The sequence below is a fragment of the Propionivibrio sp. genome, assembly GCF_041441355.1.
Lineage (GTDB): Bacteria > Pseudomonadota > Gammaproteobacteria > Burkholderiales > Rhodocyclaceae > Propionivibrio.
Map to the genome: position 1 here is coordinate 31,699 of NZ_JASDTF010000017.1, position 20,019 is coordinate 51,717.

Consider the following 20,019-nt stretch of genomic DNA (forward strand, 5'->3'; position numbering starts at 1 on the left):
GGAGCGCGCCATGTTCGGCAAGGTTCTCATCGCCAACCGCGGCGAGATCGCGTTGCGCATCCAGCGCGCCTGCCGCGAACTCGGCATCCGCACCGTCGTCGTGCATTCCGAAGCTGACCGCGACGCAAAATATGTCCGCCTGGCTGACGAGTCGGTATGCATCGGCCCCGCGCCGTCGAGCCAGAGCTACCTCAACATCCCGGCCATCATTTCGGCCGCCGAAGTCGCCGACGCCCAGGCCATTCACCCGGGTTACGGCTTCCTCTCCGAAAACGCCGACTTCGCCGAGCGCGTCGAAGCCTCCGGCTTCGTCTTCATCGGTCCGCGCCCGGAAACGATCCGCATGATGGGCGACAAGGTCGCGGCCAAGGCCGCGATGAAGGCCTCCGGCGTGCCGTGCGTTCCGGGCTCAGACGGCGCGTTACCCGAAGATCCCCGCGAAATCCTGAAAATTGCCCGCACAATCGGCTACCCGGTGATCATCAAGGCGGCCGGCGGCGGCGGCGGACGCGGCATGCGTGTGGTGCATACCGAAGCGGCATTGCTCAATGCCGTCACCCTGACGCGTTCCGAGGCTCAGAGCTTCTTCGGCAACGCCGAGGTCTACATGGAGAAATACCTGGAAAATCCGCGCCACGTGGAAATCCAGGTTCTCGCCGACAGCCACCGCAACGCCATTCACGTCGGCGAACGCGACTGCTCGATGCAGCGCCGCCACCAGAAGATCATCGAGGAAGCGCCAGCCCCCGGCATCCCCAACCGGCACATCGTGCGCATCGGCGAACGCTGTGCCGAAGCCTGCCGCAAGATCGGCTACCGTGGTGCAGGCACCTTCGAATTCCTCTACGAGGACGGCGAGTTCTACTTCATCGAGATGAACACCCGCATCCAGGTCGAGCACCCGGTAAGCGAGATGATCAGCGGCCTCGACCTCGTTCAGGAACAAATCCGCATCGCGGCAGGCGAGAAGTTGCGCTATCGCCAGCGCGACGTCGAGTTCCGCGGGCACGCGATCGAATGCCGCATCAACGCCGAAGATCCCTACACGTTCGTGCCTTGTCCCGGCAAGATCACCGCTTATCACCCGCCCGGCGGCCCCGGCATCCGGGTCGATTCGCACATCTATCAGGGCTACACCGTGCCGCCGCACTACGATTCGATGGTCGCCAAGGTCATCGCCTACGGCGACACCCGCGAGCAAGCCATTCGCCGTATGCGCATCGCCCTCTCGGAGATGAGCATCGAGGGCATCAAGACCAACATCGCACTGCACCAGGAACTGATGTACGACGCCGGCTTCATCAAGGGCGGAACCAACATCCATTATCTGGAGAAGAAGATTGCGGCGTACCATGAAGTCAAGAAAAACGACTAACGCAAGCGAACACCCCGCATGAGCTGGATTTCCCTTTCCATCGACACCGACTGCGCCCACGCCGAAGCCCTAGCCGACGCATTAATGGATGCCGGCGCCCTGTCGGCAAGCATCGAGGACGCCGACGCCGGCACGCCGGACGAAAAACCGCAGTTCGGCGAACCCGGCTCGGTCACCACGCCGGGCTGGGACCGCTCGCGGGTCGTCGCCCTGCTCGAGCCCGGAACCGACGTCGACGAACTTCTCGCGGCCTGCGCACCGCTCGCCGGACTCACGGCGCTGCCCAGTTACACGACCACCCCGGTCGAGGAACAGAACTGGGTGCAACTCACTCAGGCACAGTTCGAACCGATCCGCGTTTCCGGACGGCTGTGGATTGTCCCCTCGTGGCACGAAGCCCCCGACCCCGAAGCCATCGTCATCGTCCTCGATCCCGGCATGGCCTTCGGCACCGGCTCGCACCCGACCACCCGCCTGTGCCTGGAATGGCTTGACCGCACCGTGCAAGGCGGCGAGACGAAGCCATCGCTGCTCGACTATGGGTGCGGCTCGGGCATCCTGGCCATCGCGGCCGCGAAACTGGGCGCCGCCCCCGTTTCAGGCGTCGACATCGACCCGCAAGCCATCGTCGCCGCGGAGTACAATGCCGAACGCAACGCTGTGCAGGCTCATTTCGCCGATTCCGCGCACGCCATCGAGGGACAATTCGACATCGTGGTCGCCAACATCCTGTCCAACCCGCTCAAAGCCCTGGCCCCGGCCATCTGCGGCCACGTCCGTGCGGGCGGCCGCCTGGCGCTCTCGGGCATTCTTGCCGAACAGGCCGACGATCTGATCGCCTGTTACGCCCCTTATCTTCCGCTCGCCGTCGCCGACACCCGCGACGGCTGGGTCTGCCTCTCCGGCGTCAAGCCCGACTAAGCGATGCAAACCCGCTGCCCCGAGTGCCAGACCGTCTTCCGGGTCACCCCGGAGCAGCTCAAGGCCCGCGCCGGCAACGTGCGCTGCGGACAGTGCCAGACGGCCTTCAACGCCCTCGACTCGTTGCTCGAGGCGCTGCCCACCGCGCCGCTGGATGCGCCACAGTCAAACAACGCCATGCCGCCGGGCGACGAACCGGTTGCCGCGCCGGTCGCACCGACGCGTGCGCCCGCCGAATTGCATTTCCTGCCGTTGGCAGAGGAATCCTCGCCCGCTGCCGAAGGCCCCGCGCCGACGCCAGCCGTCACAGCACACGACGAAATCACCGAGACGGTCCCCGCCCACGACACGTTGCAGGCAGCGCCCCTCCCCACAGACGTTGATAGCGCGGCCATCGTTGCCCCCCCTCACGCCCCCGCACCGCAAGCAACGGACGCCGCTGGCGAACCGCAGACCGACGCCCCGGCCCTGACCCCCAGCCAGGCTCAGGCCCTCGGCAAGGCCACCGGACTCATCCTGCCGCGCGAGACCACCGAGATCCCTGGCTACAGCAAATGGACCGAAGGGGTAATGACCACCCCGCTCACCTTGCCCCCGGAAAAAACCGGCCGCGGGCCGTTCGCGTTTGCCGGCATCGCCCTCGCGCTGCTCCTCGCCGGGCAATTGGCCTACCACTACCGGGGCGAACTCGCCGCTTGGCAGCCCAGCCTGCGCCCGCTGCTCGCCACCCTCAGCGAAAGTTTCGGCAGCACGCTGCCCCTGCCGCGCCATAGCGAGCAGATCAGCATCGAAACCTCTGACCTGCAGACCGACAGCGCCCGCGGTAACCTGCTCGTCCTCAGCGCCACGGTACGCAACCGCGCCGCCTACGGACAGGATTTCCCGGCGCTCGAGCTGACCCTGACCGACACCGGCGACAGCCCGCTGGTACGCAAGGTTTTCCAGCCTGCCGACTACCTTCCCGGCGGCCTGCCGGCCGACGCCACATTCCCGCCCCAGAGCGACGTCGCCATCCGCCTGTGGCTGGATGGACAAGGCGTCGCCGCCGCCGGCTACCGCCTCTTCGTTTTCTACCCGTAAGCCGGCGCACGCCTGACGACAGGCATCACGGGCGCTCCGCGGAAAAACGGATGGACAAGCGCGTACGCGCGTCCATACTGAAAGCGTTTTCCCCGGAACCGACCTGGGAGGGCGTATGCGCCGATCCCGCCTGCCTTTCGCCATCCATTTCGCCACCCGCTTCGCGGCCCTCTGCGCCGCTTTTTCCGCCCTCGCTTTGGCGGTGTCCGTGTCTGCATCCGCCTCGCCGGCACTGAGTCTGGCGCATAATTTCGCGCCCGGCAGCCTGCCCGACCGTACCGCCGCCAAGTTCGCCGAATTCACAAAATCCGCGGCCGACAAGCCGCAGCAGGCCCTGCGCATTGTCATCCAGCGCGGCCCCTCCGGTGAAGAGGGCGACAACCTCGCCCGCCTGAGACGCGGCCAGATCGACTGTGTCCTTTCCGACCTCGCCGTATTCAGCGATACCGGCAGTGACCGTTATCGCATTCTCGGCCTGCCTTTTCTCTACAGCGGCCCTGAGCATGCCTTGAGCATCCTCGACGGACCACTTGGCGAACATGTCCTGCAGCATCTGCGCGACGAAGGTCTTGAACTGCTCTCCTGGCACTACCTCGGCCCCCGGATGCTGACCGCCAACGCCCCGATCCACAGCTTGCGTGAACTGCACGGACTGAAGCTGCGCCTGCCGCAGGACGACACCGTCAGCGCCGCCTGGCTGGCCCTCGGTGCCCATCCGCGCCAAATCCCGATCACCGAGCTGCCGACGGCGCTGCGTCGCGGCCAAGTCGACGCACAGGAAAATCCACCGGCCCTGATCCGCAGCGAGCGCCTTTACGAACACCAGAAATACCTGATGCGCACCAACCATCAGCCGCAGCCGCAACTGCTCCTGTGCGCCGACCGCGCCTGGAAGAAGCTGTCCGCGGACGCCCACCGGCAGTTGCGGCGCGCCGCCCGCGAGGCCAGTGCCTGGGCCACACGCCAGGCACTGGCCGAACAGGAGGCAGACGTCCGCTGGCTGGTCGAGGAAGGTGGCATGACCCTGATCGATTTCAATCCACGCGGCGTCGAGCGCGCCCTCTCCGGGCTGGCGCGCCTGCTCGCAGGGAACGAGGGCGAACTCGTCTACCGACAGGTGCGCGAACTGCGCTGACCTCCCCATGCCCCAGACCAGCACAACCCCCACCCGCATCCTCTATGTCTTCAGCCTGGCTGTGGTCCTCAGCACCCTCGGAGGCGCGGCACTGTTCCTCCAGGAAACCTGGAACAACACCTTGCTCCGAGCGCAACGCGATGCGGAAAACAATGTGCGCGAACAAGCCTTGCTGCTCGGTGACCAGATCGCCAATGCCGAGGTCGTCCTGGCGCAGCTCGAGACCCAACTCGAACGGCACCAGTCGCTTCCGGAACGGCAGAAAGAACTGCAGGATCTGCTGCGCCGTTACCGACAACTCTTGCCCAGGAGCAGCGAACTGCTGTTCCTCGACCGTGACGGCCGTTTGCTGGCCTCGGCCAGCGGCGTCGCGTCGCCGGTGGCGCTCGCCGACTACTGCCCGTCGCTCGCCCGTCATGCACCAGAACTCGCTGCGGCGACCGCCTTCGTGTTCCCGCACGCGCCCGAAGCGCAATGCCCCGGTGCCGACGCCATCATCCACTCCCGACCGCTCGGCGACGGCCAGCGCAGCTTCTGGCTGATCCTCTTCCCCGACCTGTTCACCCACCTCCTCGGCCAGGATTTCGATGCACTCGGCCAAGACGCCCGCCTGCGCTTCGTCGACGCACACGCCCACTCCCTCGAAATCGCCGCGCTCGCGCAACCGAAGGCGACCCCTGGCAGCGTCGACCTCGTGCGTTGGCTGATGGGGGAACGCGGTGACACGCCAGCCAGCGTCGGCACTCCGGTCAGCGGTACCGGACTCGAAGTGCGCATCGTCTATTCGCCGCTCGAAGTCCTCGAACAACGCTGGTGGCCGGAAGCCCGTTTCGCGCTGCTCGTCGCGCTCGGCATTCTGCTCGGCTGGCTGCCGATGTCCGTCTTCGTCATCCGGTTTGCGCAGCGCGTCCAGCACCGGCTCGCCGAAAGCGAACAGCATTTCCGCACTCTGGCCAACAACGGCACGGCGCTGATCTGGACCTCGGACACCGACGGCCTGTGCAACTACTTCAACGATCCCTGGCTGCGCTTCACCGGCCGACGGCTTGAGCAGGAGCTCGGTAACGGCTGGGCCGACGGCGTCCACCCCGACGACCTCAGCGCCTGTATGGGCACCTTCCTCGAAGCGTTCGCGCAGCGCCTCTCCTTCTCGATGGAATACCGCCTACGCCATGCCGACGGTGACTACCGCTGGATCCGGGACGACGGTACGCCGCGCTACAGCACCACGGGTGCCTTTCTCGGCTACATCGGCCACTGTTACGACATCACCCCGCTCAAAACCGCTGAGGCGGAGCGCGACCGTTACCGCGGCGACCTGGAAAAGCTTGTCCGTGCTCGCACCGAAGAAGTCGCCGAACTCAACCGCGAAATGCAGACGATCTTCAATGCCGCCCCGGTCGGCATCGTCGTCTCCCGCGACCGCGTCGTCCTGCGCTGCAACCGGAAGTTCGAAGAGCTGATCGGGTACAGCAACCAGGAGCTGATCGGCGGCAGCACCCGCCGTTTCTACGCCTCGGAGGCCGAATTCGAGCAATCCGGCCGAAAAATCTACACCAACGTCGGCATCGACAGTGTCGAAATGCTCGACCTACGCTTCGTTCGCCGCGACGGCAGCCATTTCTGCGCCCGCTTTTCCGGCCAGATGCTGGGGCCGCCGCACCCGCCCGGAACCCTGCTGGCGATCATCGAAGACGTCACTCACGAACGCGAACACACCGAGCGCCTGGCGCAGGAGAAAGACCGCGCCGAAGCCGACAGCCGCGCCAAGAGCACCTTCCTGGCCAACATGAGTCACGAGATCCGGACGCCGCTGAACGCCATCATCGGGCTCACCCACCTATTGCGAAAACGCAGCCAGGATGCCGAGCAGGCGCTCAAACTCGACAAGATATCCACCGCCAGCCACCACCTGCTCGACATCCTCAACGACATTCTCGACCTCTCCAAGATCGAGGCCGGCAAGCTCATCCTCGACGAAGGTCCGTTGCGCATCGACAGCGTGATCGCCAACGTCGTCTCGATGCTCGGCGAACGTGCCCGCGATCGCGGCCTGTCGCTGCACTGCGAGCTCGACACCCCCGCCGGCTGGCTTGAAGGCGACGTCACCCGCTTGCAACAGGCGCTGCTCAATTACGCCGGCAACGCCATCAAATTCACCACCACCGGCCACATCATCCTGCGTTGCGGAGTCGTCGACGAAGACGCGCATTCCGTCCTGCTGCGCTTCGAAGTTGAAGACACCGGCATTGGCATCGCCCCCGAGGCGCTGCCCCGCCTGTTCGCCAGTTTCGAGCAGGCGGACAACTCGACGACACGAAAATACGGCGGAACGGGCCTGGGGCTGGCGATCACCAAGAAAATCGCCACGCTGATGGGCGGCGACGCGGGGGTCGACAGCGAACCCGGCCGGGGCAGCTGCTTCTGGTTCACCGCCCGATTGGGGAAATATCCGGAGATCAGCGGCCCGACAAGCACGACCGTAGCGCCCTCCGAAGCCGCGCTACGCCGCAATTACGCTGGCATGCGCATCCTCGTCGCCGAAGACGAGCCGGTGAATCAGGAAATCACGCGCATGATGCTCGAAGACGCCGGCTTTACGGTCGACCTGGCGGGCGACGGGGCCGCGGCGCTGGCCTTGGCGCGCCAGCACCCCTACCCCCTGATCCTGATGGACATGCAGATGCCGATTCTCGACGGTCTCGGCGCCGCGCAGGCCATTCGCCAGCTGCCGCAGCACGCGCACACCCCGATTCTGGCGATGACCGCCAACGCTTTCAGCGAAGACAAGGCCCGTTGCCGCGAGGCGGGAATGAACGCCTTTCTGGGCAAACCCGTCCCGCCGGAAGAACTCTACGCGGCGCTCGCCTACTGGCTGTCGTCCGGCGTGCGACGCCCTGCCTGAGCCTCGTCCACCTGGCCGGCAGCCTGCGCCGGCGGCACGCGCAGCGCCCGACCGAGGCTGGCCGCCAGGTCGTCGAGCGCGACCGGCTTGGTGACGTACTCGTCCATGCCCGCTGCCAGGCAGCGCTCGCGGTCGCCGCTCATCGCATGCGCGGTCATTGCCACGATCGGCGTGCGCACACCGGCCGCGCGCAACCGGGCGGTCGCCGCGTAGCCGTCGAGGCGCGGCATCTGGCAGTCCATCAGGATCAGGTCGTAGGCGCCGTTCGGCGCTTTTTCAACCGCTTCCAGACCGTCGCCAGCCTTGTCGATCGTGCGGATGCCGAGTTTCCCGAGCAGGCCCACGGCGACCAGCATGTTCACCGGATTGTCCTCGACGATCAGCACCCGCAGATCACCCCACGCGCCCCCGGTTGCCGGCACCGATGCCGACGACGGATCGCGCGGCGCGGCGACGGCCAGGGGCTCGGGCGTACCGGGGGCGAGCACGACCTCGAAGTAGAAGGTCGTGCCGCAGCCGACCGCGCTGCTGACGCTGATTCGCCCGCCCATCAACTCGACCAGCTGGCGGGCAATGGTCAGCCCCAGGCCGGTACCGCCGAAGGTGCGGGTGGTCGACGAGTCGGCCTGTTCGAAAGGCGCGAAGACCTTGTCGAGGTGCTCGCTGGCGATGCCGATCCCGCTGTCGCTGACTTCGACAGCGAGCACGATGCCTCCGTCGCGGTCGGGCTGACGGCCGACGTGCAACAGGATGCCGCCGGACACCGTGAACTTGAGCGCGTTGCCGACGAGGTTGATCAGCACCTGGCGCAGGCGCACCGGGTCGCCGCGCAAGCGTTGCGGCACCTCCGGCGCCAGCTGCCATTCGAAGCTCAGGCTGCGTTCGGCGGCAAGCAACGCGAACAGCTCGGCGAGTTCCTCAAGCGTCCGGCGCAGGTCGAAATCAACCGTCTCGAGTTCGAGCTTGCGCGCTTCGATCTTCGAGAAATCGAGGATGTCGTTGATGATGCGCAGCAGCGAACTGGCGCTCGAGCGGATGATCTCCAGCTGGCGCCGCTGCTCGTCTTCGAGCGAGGCGTCGAGCAACAGCGTGGTCATGCCGAGAATGCCGTTCATCGGCGTGCGAATCTCGTGCGACATCATCGCCAGAAAGGCTGCCTTGGCCTGGTTGGCGGCCTCGGCCCGCTCGCGCGCGGCGACGAGATCCTGTTCGATGCGGATGCGCTCGGTGATGTCGTGGAAACCGTAAACCCGGCCGATGATGCGTTCGTCGAGGTACTGCGGCAAGGAACGGCATTCGAAGACGCGCCCGTCGCGCAGGTGCAGTTCTTCGTAGCGGTCCTGGCTCTCGACGATCTGCCGCAGATGGGCGCGAAACAGATCGCCTTCCTCGACCTGGCCGACGATGTAATCGACGATTTCGGTGTCGTGCCCGCGCAGCAGTAACTCTTCCGGCAGGCCCCACATCCGGCTGAACAGCCGGTTCATGCTTGCGACATTGCCCTGCCAGTCGATGACCAGGATGCCGTTGCCGGTCGATTCCAGCGTCGCCCGCAGCTGCGAGCTCGTGTTCGCAAGGTCGTCCTCGATCCGCCGTTCCTCATGCACCTCGCGCGCCTGCACGAGCAGGAAGCGCTGGCCGGCGTACTCGAGCAGCCGCACCGACTTCTCCACCGTCAGCATCGTCCCGTCGGCGCAGGCGTAAAGCCCTTCCTGGGCCTCGATCGGAGAGCAATTACCGGCGCGCACTTCTTCCCAGAAGAACACGTCCTGCAAGGCGCTTTCGATGTCGAGGATGCTGCGCGCACGCAGTTCGTCCTCGCTGTAGCCGAGGCGTTGCTGCGCCACTTGGTTGGCAAGGACAACCTGCAGCCCGTCCGGCTCGACGAGCAGGATCATCTGCTCGGCATGATCGAGCAGCAGGCGGATCAGACCGGCATCGACGGGCGTCATGCGCCCGCTGCCTCGAGTCCTGGGCCGCCGACGTCGAAGTAGTAGCTCACCTGCCGCCGCGGGCTCAGGTAGTTATAGACTTCGCGCGGCAGTTGTGCCGGGCGCAGGGCGCGGGCGATATTGACCTCGACCTCGCGCCCCATGTCGACGAGGATCGCTTCTTCCTTCGGAATGTTGGCGTCGTAGAGCACCAGTGTCGGCTTCATCGGCTTGGCGGTGTTGATCGTCGCCACCATGCCCAGACCACCGTTCGAAAGCTGCACGATCGTTCCGGGCGGATACACCCCCAGACAACGCACGAACACCTGCAGCAGCTTGGGATCGAACTTGCCGCGCAGCTTGGCGAACATCGTCGCCAGCGCCTCGTGCGGCGTCTGCGCGTCGACCAGATTGCTCGGGTTGCACAGTTCGTCGTAGTAGTTGGCGATGGCCACGATCCGCGCCAGCGGATGGATGGCGTCGCCCTTGAGCTTCTGCGGATAGCCGCTGCCGTCGAACAGCTCATGGTGCTGCTGGACGATGGCCTGCGCGGCGGGGACGAAGCCGAGCGCCTTGACGATCTCGGCGCCGTACTGGCAATGCAGGGCGTAAAAGTTCTGCTCGGCCTGGGTGAGCGGCTCCTGCTTCATCAGGATCTTGTTCGGAATTTCCCGCCGCCCGACGTCGTGGAACAGCGCGCCCATGCCAAGCGCCTGCATCGCCTCCTGCGGCAGCTTGATGTCGCGCGCCACCATCAGTGAAAGCATGGTGACGTTGAGCGAGTGGAAGTACAGCTCCTCACCGCCAATCTTGTCGCCCATGACGTGGATCGCAAGCTCGGGCGCGGAGAGGATCGATTCGGAGATCTGCTCGACCAGTTCGCTGGCCTGGCGCACCGACTGTTCGGGGTTGCCGAGCAGGTTCTTCTCGATGCCCTGAAGCGTGCGTGCGGTATCGACGAAAACATGCTCGATCCGGGCCGCAGCCTCGCGCTGCTCGCGGATCTTCTCGATCAGCACCCGCTTCGCCGCCAGCGCCGGATGCTCGCGCGGCGCGGCAGGGGCCTCCGCCTCGGCGGCGCTCGGGGGCTCGGCGGCCGGCGCCACAGCGTCCGCCACCGCCTCGGAAGGACGTCGATCGCTGCGGGTCGGGTCGTAACGCACCTTCCCGACGCCCAGGCTGCGGATCACGGCGATCTGCTCGGCATCCTTGATCTTGAAGTGATTGAAGGCGAACGGATGCTCGAACCATTTCAGGTCAAGATGCACGTACATCCCAACCTGCAGTTCGTCCACCGGTACAAAAACTATGTCCTGACTTTGCATCCCCTGCCCCGACGACTCAAGGAGCGCGCATCGTACCACCGCGCGCCTACCTGGACTCCTTCACGATGCGGCCGTTGGCCGCTTGGACGGGCCGCGCGTTGGCCGGATAGAGGCGCTGCAGGATGGCCAGTTGTTCGATCGAGACCTGCTGCGCCTCTTTGAACACCAGCCAGAGCACGTCCTCACTGCACGGCGGCGTGCTCAGCGACCCCAGGAAAGTGTAATAACGGCGCCCGGCCGGCAACAGTTCGCCCGGATCGAGCGCGCGCCCCGGCGGCTGGACGCTGCCCAGGGGTTCGAGCGGCAGGTCGTTGAGCGCGCCCTGCACGAAGCGGTTTTCCGTCCCGGCGTCGAAAAGCACGGCGACGATGGCCGTGCTGCCGTCCGCCGCACGGTGCAGCAGCTGCGCCTCCAGCGGAGCCTGCCGCCCCGAGAGCAGCGTTTCGGCCGGCCGCACGAAACGGACGTTCTCCAACGCATAGGTGCGCCCGAGCAACGAGAAGCCGCCGCCGAAGGGTGACACCTGCAACCAGCGTCCTCGGTCCTCAACGCGGAAACTGACCGGCCGGTAATCGAACAGCGGCGGTTCCAGATCGACCGCGATGCCTTCGCGCAGGTCGATCGGCGCCTGCCGGAAGCCATTGCTGCACTGGGCGTATTCGCCTTTCAAGCGGCCCCAGTGCTCCGGCCCGCCCGGACCGCTGTAGGCCCAGGCCACAGGCGCCGGTTCACGCGCCCCCGAGGCCGACCGTGAAGCCGTCGGGGTGCGCCCTCGGGCACGGGTGAGCTCCTTCTGCACCGCCCGCTCGACCATCGCTTCGTTGGCCGGCCGCAGTTCGGCCGCCAGCGCGTTGACCTTGTCGATGGCCCGTCCGGTCGTCGGTGGCGCCGCCGCAACCCCGGCCGGCCGGCAGACTTCGCGCATCATCCGGTCGTCGGGCGTGCCGCTGCGCACCGGCATATCGAAGGGCGACCGCACTTCCTCCTGGCGGACGAGATCGTTCTCGTCCTTGTAGTAGGCACGCTTGAGCGTCGCGTAGGTGCGCCCGGCGCAGTCGAAGCGGTTGAAGATTTCGATGATGCGGTAGCCTGAGGAGGTGCGCGGGTCCACGATCGGCTTGTCGAGCACCACCCGCCCTCTCGCCGTGGTGCCTTCGCCCACCTGCTCGACGCTGTCGCGATCGACCTCCACGCGCTTACCCGGTTCGCTGGCGACGACCACCCATGCGGCCGCCTGCGCGCCCACGCTCGCCGACAGCGCAGCGACCGCGGCCAATCGCACGGCGCGGCGGGCAAAGCCCGCGCGCCAAAGTTTGTGTTGCATACCCATAGAACGATTCACGGACATCCTTGCGAATACTTTAGTCATTTTTCTTCGCCCCCGGGAACCGCCCCGGAAAGAACGCCTCAAAAGCGGGCGAATCTTGCCTTGAAGGGCCAAATCCAGTACCTTCTGGCGAGTTCCATCAGGGGTGCTGCGCTCAGGTTTCCATCCGGCGCGGCTGAGAGAGTCCCTTTGAACCTGTACGGGTAATGCCGTCGTAGGGAAAAACCATGATCACCCACTCCGTTTCACCGTCATCCGCGCCCCGCGCGATCCCCAACGTCGTTTCGATCGCCGGCATCGATCCGTCCGGCGGCGCCGGACTGTTCGCCGACCTGAAGGCCTTTTCGGCGCTTGGCGTCTACGGTTGCGGCGTCGTCGCCGCGCTCACCGCGCAAAATACGCGCGCCGTCACCGGCGTCCATCTGCCGCCCAACGACTTCATCCGCCTGCAGCTCGACACCCTGTTCGACGACGTGCCGATCGCCAGCGCCAAGATCGGCATGCTCGGCAACGCTGGCGTCGTGCGCGCGGTGGCCGACGGCTTGTACACCCGCCGGCTACCCCACCTCGTGCTCGACCCGGTGATGATCGCCAAGAGTGGCGATGCGCTGCTCGCCGACGACGCCATCGCCCTCTTGCTTGAAGCCATTTTTCCACTCGCCACGCTGATCACCCCCAACCTGCCCGAAGCCGGCGTGCTGCTGCGCGAACGCGCGCCGGAGTCGGTGCGCGAGATGCGGCGCGCCGCTGAAAAGCTGCGTGAGCTGCTGTCGCATTCGGACGAACGCTGGGTGCTACTCAAAGGCGGCCACCTGCCCGGCGACGACCTCGTCGACCTCCTCTTCGACGGCGACAAGATGTACGAACTGCCGAGCCGCCGCATCGCCACGCGCCACACCCACGGTACCGGCTGCAGCTACTCGGCGGCGATCGCCGCCCTGCTACCGCAACGCGACCACGTACCGAGCACGGTGCGCGAGGCGCACGCCTGGCTCGCCCGCGCCATTGCCCGGGCGGACGAACTGGCGGTCGCCGGCTCGCCCGCCGGGCACGGGCCGGTGCATCACTTCCACGCACTCTGGCCGACGCGCTGATCGCCCCGCCCCGGTTTTCCTTTCGTCTTTCCGTTTCCTCCGCCTGGACTTGCCATGAACGCCACCGACAAATTCGTCGCGGCCGACGCCCACGTTGACGCCGCCGCCATCCAGCCCTTGCCCAACTCGCGCAAGATCTACGTCGAAGGCTCGCGCCCGGACATCCGCGTGCCGATGCGCGAGATCAGTCAGGCCGACACCCCGACCGCCTTCGGCGGCGAGAAGAATCCGCCGATCTTCGTCTACGACTGCTCCGGCCCCTACACCGACCCACAGGCCAGTATCGACGTGCGCCAGGGGCTGCCCGCAGTGCGCGCCAATTGGATCGCCGAGCGCGGCGATACCGAACAGCTCGCCGACCTCTCCTCTGAATTCGGCCGCCAGCGCGCCGCCGACAAGGGCCTCGACGAACTGCGCTTCCCCGGCCTGCACCGCCAGCCCCTGCGCGCCAAGCCCGGCGCCAACGTCAGTCAGATGCACTATGCGCGGCGCGGGCTGATCACGCCGGAGATGGAATACGTCGCCATCCGCGAGAACAACAACCGCCGCGTCTACCTTGACGCTCTACGCGCCAGCGGCCCGAAGGGTGAAAAACTCGCCGCCCTGCTCGGTCGCCAGCACCCCGGACAAAACTTCGGCGCCTCGATCCCGGCCGAGATCACCCCCGAGTTCGTGCGCAGCGAAATCGCCCGCGGCCGCGCCGTGCTGCCGGCCAACATCAACCACCCGGAAGCCGAGCCGATGATCATCGGCCGCAACTTCCTGACCAAGATCAACGCCAACATCGGCAACTCGGCACTCGGCTCGTCGATCCAGGAAGAAGTCGAAAAAATGACCTGGGCGATCCGCTGGGGCGGCGACACGGTGATGGACCTCTCCACCGGCAAAAACATCCACGAGACGCGCGAGTGGATCATCCGCAACTCGCCGGTACCGATCGGCACCGTGCCGATCTACCAGGCGCTGGAAAAGGTCGGCGGCAAGGCCGAGGAACTGACCTGGGAAATCTTCCGCGACACGCTGATCGAGCAGGCTGAGCAAGGCGTCGACTACTTCACCATCCACGCCGGCGTGCGCCTGGCCTACGTGCCAATGACCGCCAACCGGATGACCGGCATCGTCTCGCGTGGCGGCTCGATCCTCGCCAAGTGGTGCCTCGCGCACCACAAGGAAAGCTTCCTCTACACGCACTTCGAGGACATCTGCGAGATCATGAAGGCCTACGACGTCGCCTTCAGCCTCGGTGACGGCCTGCGCCCCGGCTCGATCTACGACGCCAACGACGAAGCCCAGCTCGCCGAACTCAAGACCCTCGGCGAACTCACCGACATCGCCTGGAAGCACGACTGCCAGACCTTCATCGAAGGCCCGGGCCACGTGCCGATGCACATGATCAAGGAGAACATGGACCTGCAGCTCGAATACTGCAAGGAAGCCCCGTTCTATACCTTGGGCCCGCTGACCACCGACATCGCCCCCGGCTACGACCACATCACCAGCGGCATCGGCGCGGCGATGATCGGCTGGTACGGCACGGCCATGCTCTGCTACGTCACGCCCAAGGAACACTTGGGCCTGCCCGACAAGAACGACGTCAAGGAAGGCATCATCACCTACAAGCTCGCCGCGCACGCCGCCGACCTCGCCAAGGGCCACCCCGGCGCGCAGATCCGCGACAACGCGCTGTCGAAGGCGCGCTTCGAGTTCCGCTGGGACGACCAGTTCAACCTCGGCCTCGACCCGGACAAGGCGAAGAGCTTCCACGACGAAACGCTGCCCAAGGAATCGGCCAAGGTCGCCCACTTCTGCTCGATGTGCGGCCCGCACTTCTGCTCGATGAAGATCACCCAGGACGTGCGCGACTTCGCCGCGCAGCAGGGGATCAAGGAAGACGAAGCGCTCAGCAAGGGGATGGAAGCCAAGGCCGTCGAGTTCGTCAAAACCGGCGCCGAGGTCTATCGCAAGCTCTGAGCCGTCACGGTCTCGCCCCGAAGCCGCCCGCAGAGGCGGCTTTTTTGCGGGCTTTTTAAGCTTCGTTTAAGCCGATGCGGGAATACTCGGCGCCATCATCCCGGAGCCCGCCATGCCTTTCTTCTCCCGCCACAACGACGCCCCGACCTGGCTCACCCGCGCCTTGGCGCTGCTGGCGGCCAGCGCCCTGATCATCCTGGTGCTCGGCCAATACACCGACCTCGACCTGTGGCTTGCCGACCTGTACTTCGACCCGGCCAGCCAGCGTTTCCCGTGGGACAAGACCTGGTTCGCCACCGCCTTCATGCACGGCTACGTGAAGAACGTGCTGATGTGGATCGGCTTCCTGCTGATGGCCGGCGCGCTGCTCGATCTGATCCGGCCCTTCGCGCGGCTCGCACCGGCACCCCGCGCGGCACTCCGCATCTCGGCCCTGGCCGCGTTCTTCGAACCGCTGCTGATCTCCACCTTAAAGCGCGGTTCGGCGTTGCACTGTCCCTGGGGCGTCGACCGTTACGGCGGCCACAATCCCTTCCTGCGCCTGCTCGACGTCGTTCCCGCCGACTGGGCCGCCGGGCACTGCTTTCCCGCCGGGCACGCCAGCAGCGCGATGTGGCTCTCGGCGCTGGCTGCATTCTGGCTGCCGCACGCGCCGGCCCGCGCCCGCGCCGTGTTCGCCTTCGGCCTGCTCGCCGGTTTCACCCTCGGCTGGGTGCAACAGATGCGCGGCCAGCACTTCCTCTCGCACACCCTGTGGACGGCCTGGCTCTCCAGCGCGCTGATCGTCGCACTGTTCGCCCTCTTCGCCCGCCCGCTGGGCCTGGCCTCAAGCTCGCCCATCGCCGCACGGCCGAAGCTCGTCGAAGCGCGCCCCTGAAGGCTCGCCCAAGCCCCGCGACCGACGCGTACCGTCGGCGCGGTGCAACGCCGTCCGCCATTCCCGCGCCAGTTTGTCGCGCGCCGCGCCTGCGACCACGGACGCGGTGCTACGATGCGCCGGAGCGCAATCGCGCACGACCACGAATGGGGAGCGAGATGAAATCGACCGTCTGCATGCTGGCCCTGCTGGGCCTGGGCACGACCCTCGGCACACCGGGCTTCGCCCAGAGCCACCTGATCCTGCCACAGACCCCCGACGAAGTCCGGGCGCTGACCCAGAGCGCCGACCCTGCGGGCGCCTGCCCGACCTGCGGAACGCTGGTCAATGTGCGCAGCGAGCAGCGCGAAGCGCCGCCCAAACGAACCGCGCCGGCAGCGGGCAGCGGCCTGCAGACGACCACCGTGCTGGCCTCCGGCACGACGCCCAAGGCGCTGCGCGAAGCCCGGCAGGCGCGGCAAACCTACTACACGCTGGTCGTGCGCCACGACGACGGCAGCTTCGCCAGCTACGAGCAGGACGAAGCGCCCAGCCTGGCCAAGGGCGACCGCGTCGAGGTCGTCGCCGGGCGCGTGCAAACACGGACCCGCTGACGCAGGGCTGCCGCCCTCCCGAGCGCGGTGGTGAAGTCTAAAAATCGACCTGTGAGCCGAGTTCGACGACGCGGTTCGAGGGCAGCTTGAAGTAACGCGTCGGACTCGTCGCGTTGCGATACATCGCTGCGAACAGCAGCTGCCGCCAACGCGCCATCGGCGTTCCGCTGCGCAACTGCAGGCTTTCCCGACCGAGGAAGAAGCTCGTTTCCATCATCTCGAATTCGAGCCCGAAGTGGGCGCAGGCCTGCAAGGCTGCGGGCAGGTCGGGCTCATCCTTGAAGCCGTAGTGCACGGTCACGCGCCAGAACGCTTCGCCCAGCCCGGCGACCTCGACCCGATCGATCTCCGGCACGTAAGGCACGTCGAAGACGCGGATGGTCACCAGCACCATGCGCTCGTGCAGAACGCGGTAGTGTTTGAGGCTGTGCAGCAAGGCGCGCGGCACCCCGTCGGGATGGCCGGTGAGAAAGACCGCCGTGCCCGGCACGCGCGTCGCGCCGCCCAGCGCCAGGCTCTGGATGAAAGGCTCAAGCGCCACGGCCTCGAGCGCGACCTTCTCGCGCAGCAACTCGCGCCCGCGCTTCCAGGTGCTCAGGACAACGAACACCGCCAGGCCGAAGACCAACGGGAACCAGCCGCCGTCGAGAATCTTGGTCGCGTTGGCAGAAAAGAAGGCAATGTCGATGACCAGGAAAGGCAAGACCAACAGCACCGCCAGCCAGGTCGGCCAACCCCACAACCAGCGCACGACGACGAAGGCGAGCAGGTTGGTGATCAGCATCGTCCCGGTCACCGCGATGCCATAGGCTGCGGCCAGGCGGCTCGAGGACTCGAAACCGAGGACCAGCACGACGACGGCCACGAGCAGCAGCCAGTTGATCGCCGGCAGGTAAATCTGGCCGATCTCGCGCTCCGAGGTGTGCTGCACGTCCAGGCGCGGCGAGTAGCCGAGCAGCACGGCCTGCTGGCTGATCGAGAAGGCGCCGGAAATTACCGCCTGCGAGGCGATGACCGTGGCCGCCGTCGACAGCGCGACGAGCGGGTAGAGCGCCCATTCCGGCGCCAGCAGGTAGAAGGGGTTTTCGACCGCCTCGGGCGTAGTGAGCAGCAGCGCGCCCTGGCCGAAATAGTTGAGCAGTAGCGCCGGCAGCACCAAGCCGAACCAGGCCAGCTGGATCGGCCGCCGGCCGAAGTGCCCCATGTCCGCGTAAAGCGCCTCGGCGCCAGTCAGGCAGAGCACCACCGCGCCGAGCGAAAGAAAGCCAAGCTTCGGATGCGCCATCAGGAACGTTAACGCCCAACTCGGATCGACGGCCTGCAGCACGGCCGGCGCGGCGACAATGCTGCGCACGCCGAGCGTGCCGAGTACGGCGAACCAGAGCAGCATCACCGGCCCGAAGAGTTTGCCGACACGGTCGGTGCCGTGGTACTGGATGAGGAATAGCGCCAGCAGCACGATCAGGGCGATGGGCAACACATAGGGCTGAAAGGCCGGGGTGATCACTTCCAGGCCTTCGACCGCGGAAAGCACTGAAATCGCCGGCGTCACCACACCGTCGCCGTAAAACAGCGCGGCGCCGAACAGCCCGAGCACGACGATCGCCCGCCGCCGCAACGTGCCCTCCTCCGCGCTGCGCAAGGCCAGTGCCATCAGCGCCATGATCCCGCCCTCGCCCTTGTTGTCGGCGCGCATGACGAAGGACACGTACTTGCCGGTCACCACGATCATCAAGGCCCAGAACACCAGCGACAAGATGCCCAGCACGTTGTCCGGGGTGATCGGCACGGGGTGATGCGCGCTGCCGAAGACCTCCTTGAGGGCATACAGGGGGCTGGTGCCGATGTCGCCGTAAACCACGCCGAGCGCCGCCAAGGCCAGGGCGCGCAAGCGGTTCGGGGGCAAAAAAGCGGACGAGCTGTGGGACATGGGATTCCTTCTCGGCCGAGGCGCCGCTGGCGCTAAAGGCGGCGGGCGCGCCAACGAGCGCAAGCGCGCATGCGATACGGGCGGCCATCATAGCGCTTTGCCCGCGCCGCAGCGGTCTCCGGCTCCGGCGGAGTCGCACCTACGCTACCAAGCGTGGCGTTCCGGCAACAATGTAGAGGCCCGGCCAACTTGCCATCAGGCGCGACCTCGCCCAAAGTGGATAAACGCGCAGCGTCTTCGGCGCGAACAGCTTCCTCGAGGCCCGCATGGCCGAACTCTTCTCCACCGCCTTCTGGCTCAGCCTGCTCGAAATCGCCTGGCTGAACCTGCTGCTTTCCGGCGACAACGCCATCGTCATTGCCATGGCCACGCGCCGCTTGGCGCCCGGAACGCGGCGCCAGGCGATCCTGTGGGGGGTCGTCGTCGCCGTGGGCTTGCGCGTCACGCTCACCCTGTTCGCCGCCGAACTGCTCCAGGTCGGGGGCCTGCGTCTGCTCGGCGCGCTGCTCCTGCTCTGGATTGGCGTCGCCCTGTGCGGTGAAGAGAACAGTGAAGCCGAGGTCGGTGAACGCGACACGCTGCTGGCGGCGATCCGCACCATCCTCTTCGCCGACCTGGCGACCGGACTGGACAACGTCGTCGCCGTCGCGGCCGTCGCCGACGCCAGCGCCAGCGGTGCGCGCAGCCTGCTGGTCGCCTGCGGGCTCGGGCTTTCGATCCCGATCGTGATCTTCGGCAGCGGCCTGATGGTCCAACTGGTGCGCCGTCTGCCGGCCCTGGTCATGCTTGGGGGCGCCTTGCTCGGCGGGGTCGCGGGCGAGCTCCTGGTGCATGAGCGCCTGCTGGCGCCGCTGCGAAGCGCGCTGGCCGTTCCGCCGTGGGCTTATTCACTCGCCGGGGCAGCAGTGGTGGTGACGCTCGGCGCCTGGTCACGCCGCGCGCGCTAGGGCGGGCCTGCGAAGACGCGGCGCTCAGTCGAAGTAGGTACGCGCCGCTTCGAAGCGCTGCGCGTAATAGCGGGCGGAGAGCGAATCGATGCGCACCCGGCCGTTGCTCGACGGCGCATGCACGAACCGTTGGCCGCCGATGTACACCCCGACGTGAGAAAAGGGTTTGTTGCGGGTATTGAAGAAGACGAGGTCGCCGGGGCGCAGCTTGGCCGCTTCGATCGAGCGCCCCTGGCGGGCGATGTCGGCGGCGCTGCCGCGCAGGCGCATCCCCGCAGCCCGCTCGTAGATGTACGAGACCATGCCGCTGCAATCGAGCCCTGCATCCGGGTTCTTGCCGCCGAAACGGTAACCGGTGTCGAGCAGGCCGAGGGCAAAGATCGTGACTTCGCTGCCCGGCTCGGGCTGCGGCGGCGGCCCGACGACCGGCGTTGGCGCGCTATCCGCCGGCGTGGGCGGCGATGTCGAGCACGCGGACAACCCGGCGAGCAGCGCCAGCAACGGGAGGACGGTGCGCAAGGATCGAAATTGCATGCGCAGGAGTATAAACTGTCACCCTCGCCCGCGCCCTGAACGGCGCGTTTGTTTTTCCGCTCCGCCCGGAGCGC

At 66.6% G+C, this 20,019-nt stretch carries 15 protein-coding genes and 1 riboswitch; of the genes, 10 read left to right on the top strand and 5 right to left on the bottom strand.

Translation table 11 applies throughout. The features are described from left to right. Positions 1–10: 10 nt before the first annotated feature. The 5 genes from accC (at position 11) to QMB55_RS05545 (ending at position 7,416) form a co-directional block, all read left to right on the top strand. Positions 11–1,375 (top strand): acetyl-CoA carboxylase biotin carboxylase subunit, encoded by a 1,365-nt coding sequence (accC, locus tag QMB55_RS05525; protein WP_497587679.1) that lies wholly within the window; start codon positions 11–13, stop codon positions 1,373–1,375. 18 nt (positions 1,376–1,393) lie between these two features. Beyond that, entirely contained in the window at positions 1,394–2,296 is a 903-nt protein-coding gene (gene prmA, locus QMB55_RS05530; RefSeq protein ID WP_497587680.1) for a 50S ribosomal protein L11 methyltransferase, read from the top strand. Positions 2,297–2,299: 3 nt separating this feature from the next. Further along, positions 2,300–3,376 carry a DUF3426 domain-containing protein gene (locus tag QMB55_RS05535; RefSeq protein ID WP_497587681.1) on the top strand — a complete coding sequence of 359 codons (1,077 nt, stop codon included), beginning with the start codon at positions 2,300–2,302 and terminating at the stop codon, positions 3,374–3,376. 115 nt (positions 3,377–3,491) lie between these two features. After that, positions 3,492–4,511 carry a TRAP transporter substrate-binding protein gene (locus QMB55_RS05540; protein ID WP_497587682.1) on the top strand — a complete coding sequence of 340 codons (1,020 nt, stop codon included), beginning with the start codon at positions 3,492–3,494 and terminating at the stop codon, positions 4,509–4,511. Positions 4,512–4,518: 7 nt separating this feature from the next. Next, positions 4,519–7,416 (top strand): PAS domain S-box protein, encoded by a 2,898-nt coding sequence (locus QMB55_RS05545; protein ID WP_497587683.1) that lies wholly within the window; start codon positions 4,519–4,521, stop codon positions 7,414–7,416. Here the strand turns inward: QMB55_RS05545 and QMB55_RS05550 are convergent. The 3 genes from QMB55_RS05550 to QMB55_RS05560 form a co-directional block, all read right to left on the bottom strand. Then, positions 7,380–9,368 (bottom strand): ATP-binding protein, encoded by a 1,989-nt coding sequence (locus QMB55_RS05550; RefSeq protein WP_497587684.1) that lies wholly within the window; start codon positions 9,366–9,368, stop codon positions 7,380–7,382. The two genes, QMB55_RS05545 and QMB55_RS05550, sit on opposite strands and share 37 nt — an antisense overlap. After that, a complete protein-coding gene (locus QMB55_RS05555) occupies positions 9,365–10,642 on the bottom strand; it encodes an HD-GYP domain-containing protein (RefSeq protein ID WP_497587685.1) in 1,278 nt (425 codons plus the stop codon). The genes QMB55_RS05550 and QMB55_RS05555 overlap by 4 nt, the downstream gene beginning before the upstream one ends. A 76-nt stretch (positions 10,643–10,718) precedes the next feature. Continuing rightward, positions 10,719–11,996 carry a carbonic anhydrase gene (locus tag QMB55_RS05560; protein WP_497587686.1) on the bottom strand — a complete coding sequence of 426 codons (1,278 nt, stop codon included), beginning with the start codon at positions 11,994–11,996 and terminating at the stop codon, positions 10,719–10,721. A gap of 134 nt (positions 11,997–12,130) precedes the next feature. After that, a riboswitch (TPP riboswitch) is annotated at positions 12,131–12,237 on the top strand. Here QMB55_RS05560 and thiD point away from each other — a divergent pair. The 4 genes from thiD (at position 12,227) to QMB55_RS05580 (ending at position 16,534) form a co-directional block, all read left to right on the top strand. Continuing rightward, the gene (gene thiD / locus QMB55_RS05565; protein ID WP_497587687.1) at positions 12,227–13,093 is read left to right on the top strand and encodes a bifunctional hydroxymethylpyrimidine kinase/phosphomethylpyrimidine kinase; all 867 of its coding nucleotides are present in this window, start codon (positions 12,227–12,229) and stop codon (positions 13,091–13,093) included. It overlaps the preceding riboswitch by 11 nt. Before the next feature lie 54 nt (positions 13,094–13,147). After that, a complete protein-coding gene (thiC, locus tag QMB55_RS05570) occupies positions 13,148–15,064 on the top strand; it encodes a phosphomethylpyrimidine synthase ThiC (protein WP_497587688.1) in 1,917 nt (638 codons plus the stop codon). Between the two features lie 112 nt (positions 15,065–15,176). Continuing rightward, positions 15,177–15,941, top strand: a complete 765-nt coding sequence (locus QMB55_RS05575; protein WP_497587689.1) for a phosphatase PAP2 family protein — start codon at positions 15,177–15,179, stop codon at positions 15,939–15,941. 158 nt (positions 15,942–16,099) lie between these two features. Further along, positions 16,100–16,534, top strand: a complete 435-nt coding sequence (locus QMB55_RS05580; protein WP_497587690.1) for a hypothetical protein — start codon at positions 16,100–16,102, stop codon at positions 16,532–16,534. A gap of 37 nt (positions 16,535–16,571) precedes the next feature. Here the strand turns inward: QMB55_RS05580 and QMB55_RS05585 are convergent, their stop codons facing one another. Next, positions 16,572–18,464: a potassium transporter Kup gene (locus QMB55_RS05585; RefSeq protein WP_497587691.1), complete on the bottom strand. Its 1,893-nt coding sequence runs from the start codon at positions 18,462–18,464 to the stop codon at positions 16,572–16,574. Positions 18,465–18,730: 266 nt separating this feature from the next. Between QMB55_RS05585 and QMB55_RS05590 the strand changes: the two genes are divergently transcribed. Then, positions 18,731–19,411: a YjbE family putative metal transport protein gene (locus tag QMB55_RS05590; RefSeq protein WP_497587692.1), complete on the top strand. Its 681-nt coding sequence runs from the start codon at positions 18,731–18,733 to the stop codon at positions 19,409–19,411. A 24-nt stretch (positions 19,412–19,435) separates the two neighbouring features. Here QMB55_RS05590 and QMB55_RS05595 read toward each other — a convergent pair whose 3' ends face one another. After that, the gene (locus tag QMB55_RS05595) at positions 19,436–19,945 is read right to left on the bottom strand and encodes a C40 family peptidase (protein ID WP_497587693.1); all 510 of its coding nucleotides are present in this window, start codon (positions 19,943–19,945) and stop codon (positions 19,436–19,438) included. Positions 19,946–20,019 lie beyond the last annotated feature (74 nt).

What these genes read in the sequence shown, in the direction of transcription:
- QMB55_RS05540 (WP_497587682.1), top strand. Translation starts at nt 3,492, where the DNA reads ATGCGCCGATCCCGCCTGCCTTTCGCCATCCATTTCGCCACCCGCTTC.
- QMB55_RS05545 (WP_497587683.1), top strand. Translation starts at nt 4,519, where the DNA reads ATGCCCCAGACCAGCACAACCCCCACCCGCATCCTCTATGTCTTCAGC.
- thiC (WP_497587688.1), top strand. Translation starts at nt 13,148, where the DNA reads ATGAACGCCACCGACAAATTCGTCGCGGCCGACGCCCACGTTGACGCC.
- QMB55_RS05575 (WP_497587689.1), top strand. Translation starts at nt 15,177, where the DNA reads ATGCCTTTCTTCTCCCGCCACAACGACGCCCCGACCTGGCTCACCCGC.
- QMB55_RS05550 (WP_497587684.1), bottom strand. Translation starts at nt 9,368, where the DNA reads ATGACGCCCGTCGATGCCGGTCTGATCCGCCTGCTGCTCGATCATGCC.
- QMB55_RS05595 (WP_497587693.1), bottom strand. Translation starts at nt 19,945, where the DNA reads ATGCAATTTCGATCCTTGCGCACCGTCCTCCCGTTGCTGGCGCTGCTC.
- QMB55_RS05585 (WP_497587691.1), bottom strand. Translation starts at nt 18,464, where the DNA reads ATGTCCCACAGCTCGTCCGCTTTTTTGCCCCCGAACCGCTTGCGCGCC.
- thiD (WP_497587687.1), top strand. Translation starts at nt 12,227, where the DNA reads ATGATCACCCACTCCGTTTCACCGTCATCCGCGCCCCGCGCGATCCCC.
- QMB55_RS05535 (WP_497587681.1), top strand. Translation starts at nt 2,300, where the DNA reads ATGCAAACCCGCTGCCCCGAGTGCCAGACCGTCTTCCGGGTCACCCCG.
- prmA (WP_497587680.1), top strand. Translation starts at nt 1,394, where the DNA reads ATGAGCTGGATTTCCCTTTCCATCGACACCGACTGCGCCCACGCCGAA.
- QMB55_RS05560 (WP_497587686.1), bottom strand. Translation starts at nt 11,996, where the DNA reads ATGCAACACAAACTTTGGCGCGCGGGCTTTGCCCGCCGCGCCGTGCGA.
- QMB55_RS05590 (WP_497587692.1), top strand. Translation starts at nt 18,731, where the DNA reads ATGGCCGAACTCTTCTCCACCGCCTTCTGGCTCAGCCTGCTCGAAATC.
- QMB55_RS05580 (WP_497587690.1), top strand. Translation starts at nt 16,100, where the DNA reads ATGAAATCGACCGTCTGCATGCTGGCCCTGCTGGGCCTGGGCACGACC.
- accC (WP_497587679.1), top strand. Translation starts at nt 11, where the DNA reads ATGTTCGGCAAGGTTCTCATCGCCAACCGCGGCGAGATCGCGTTGCGC.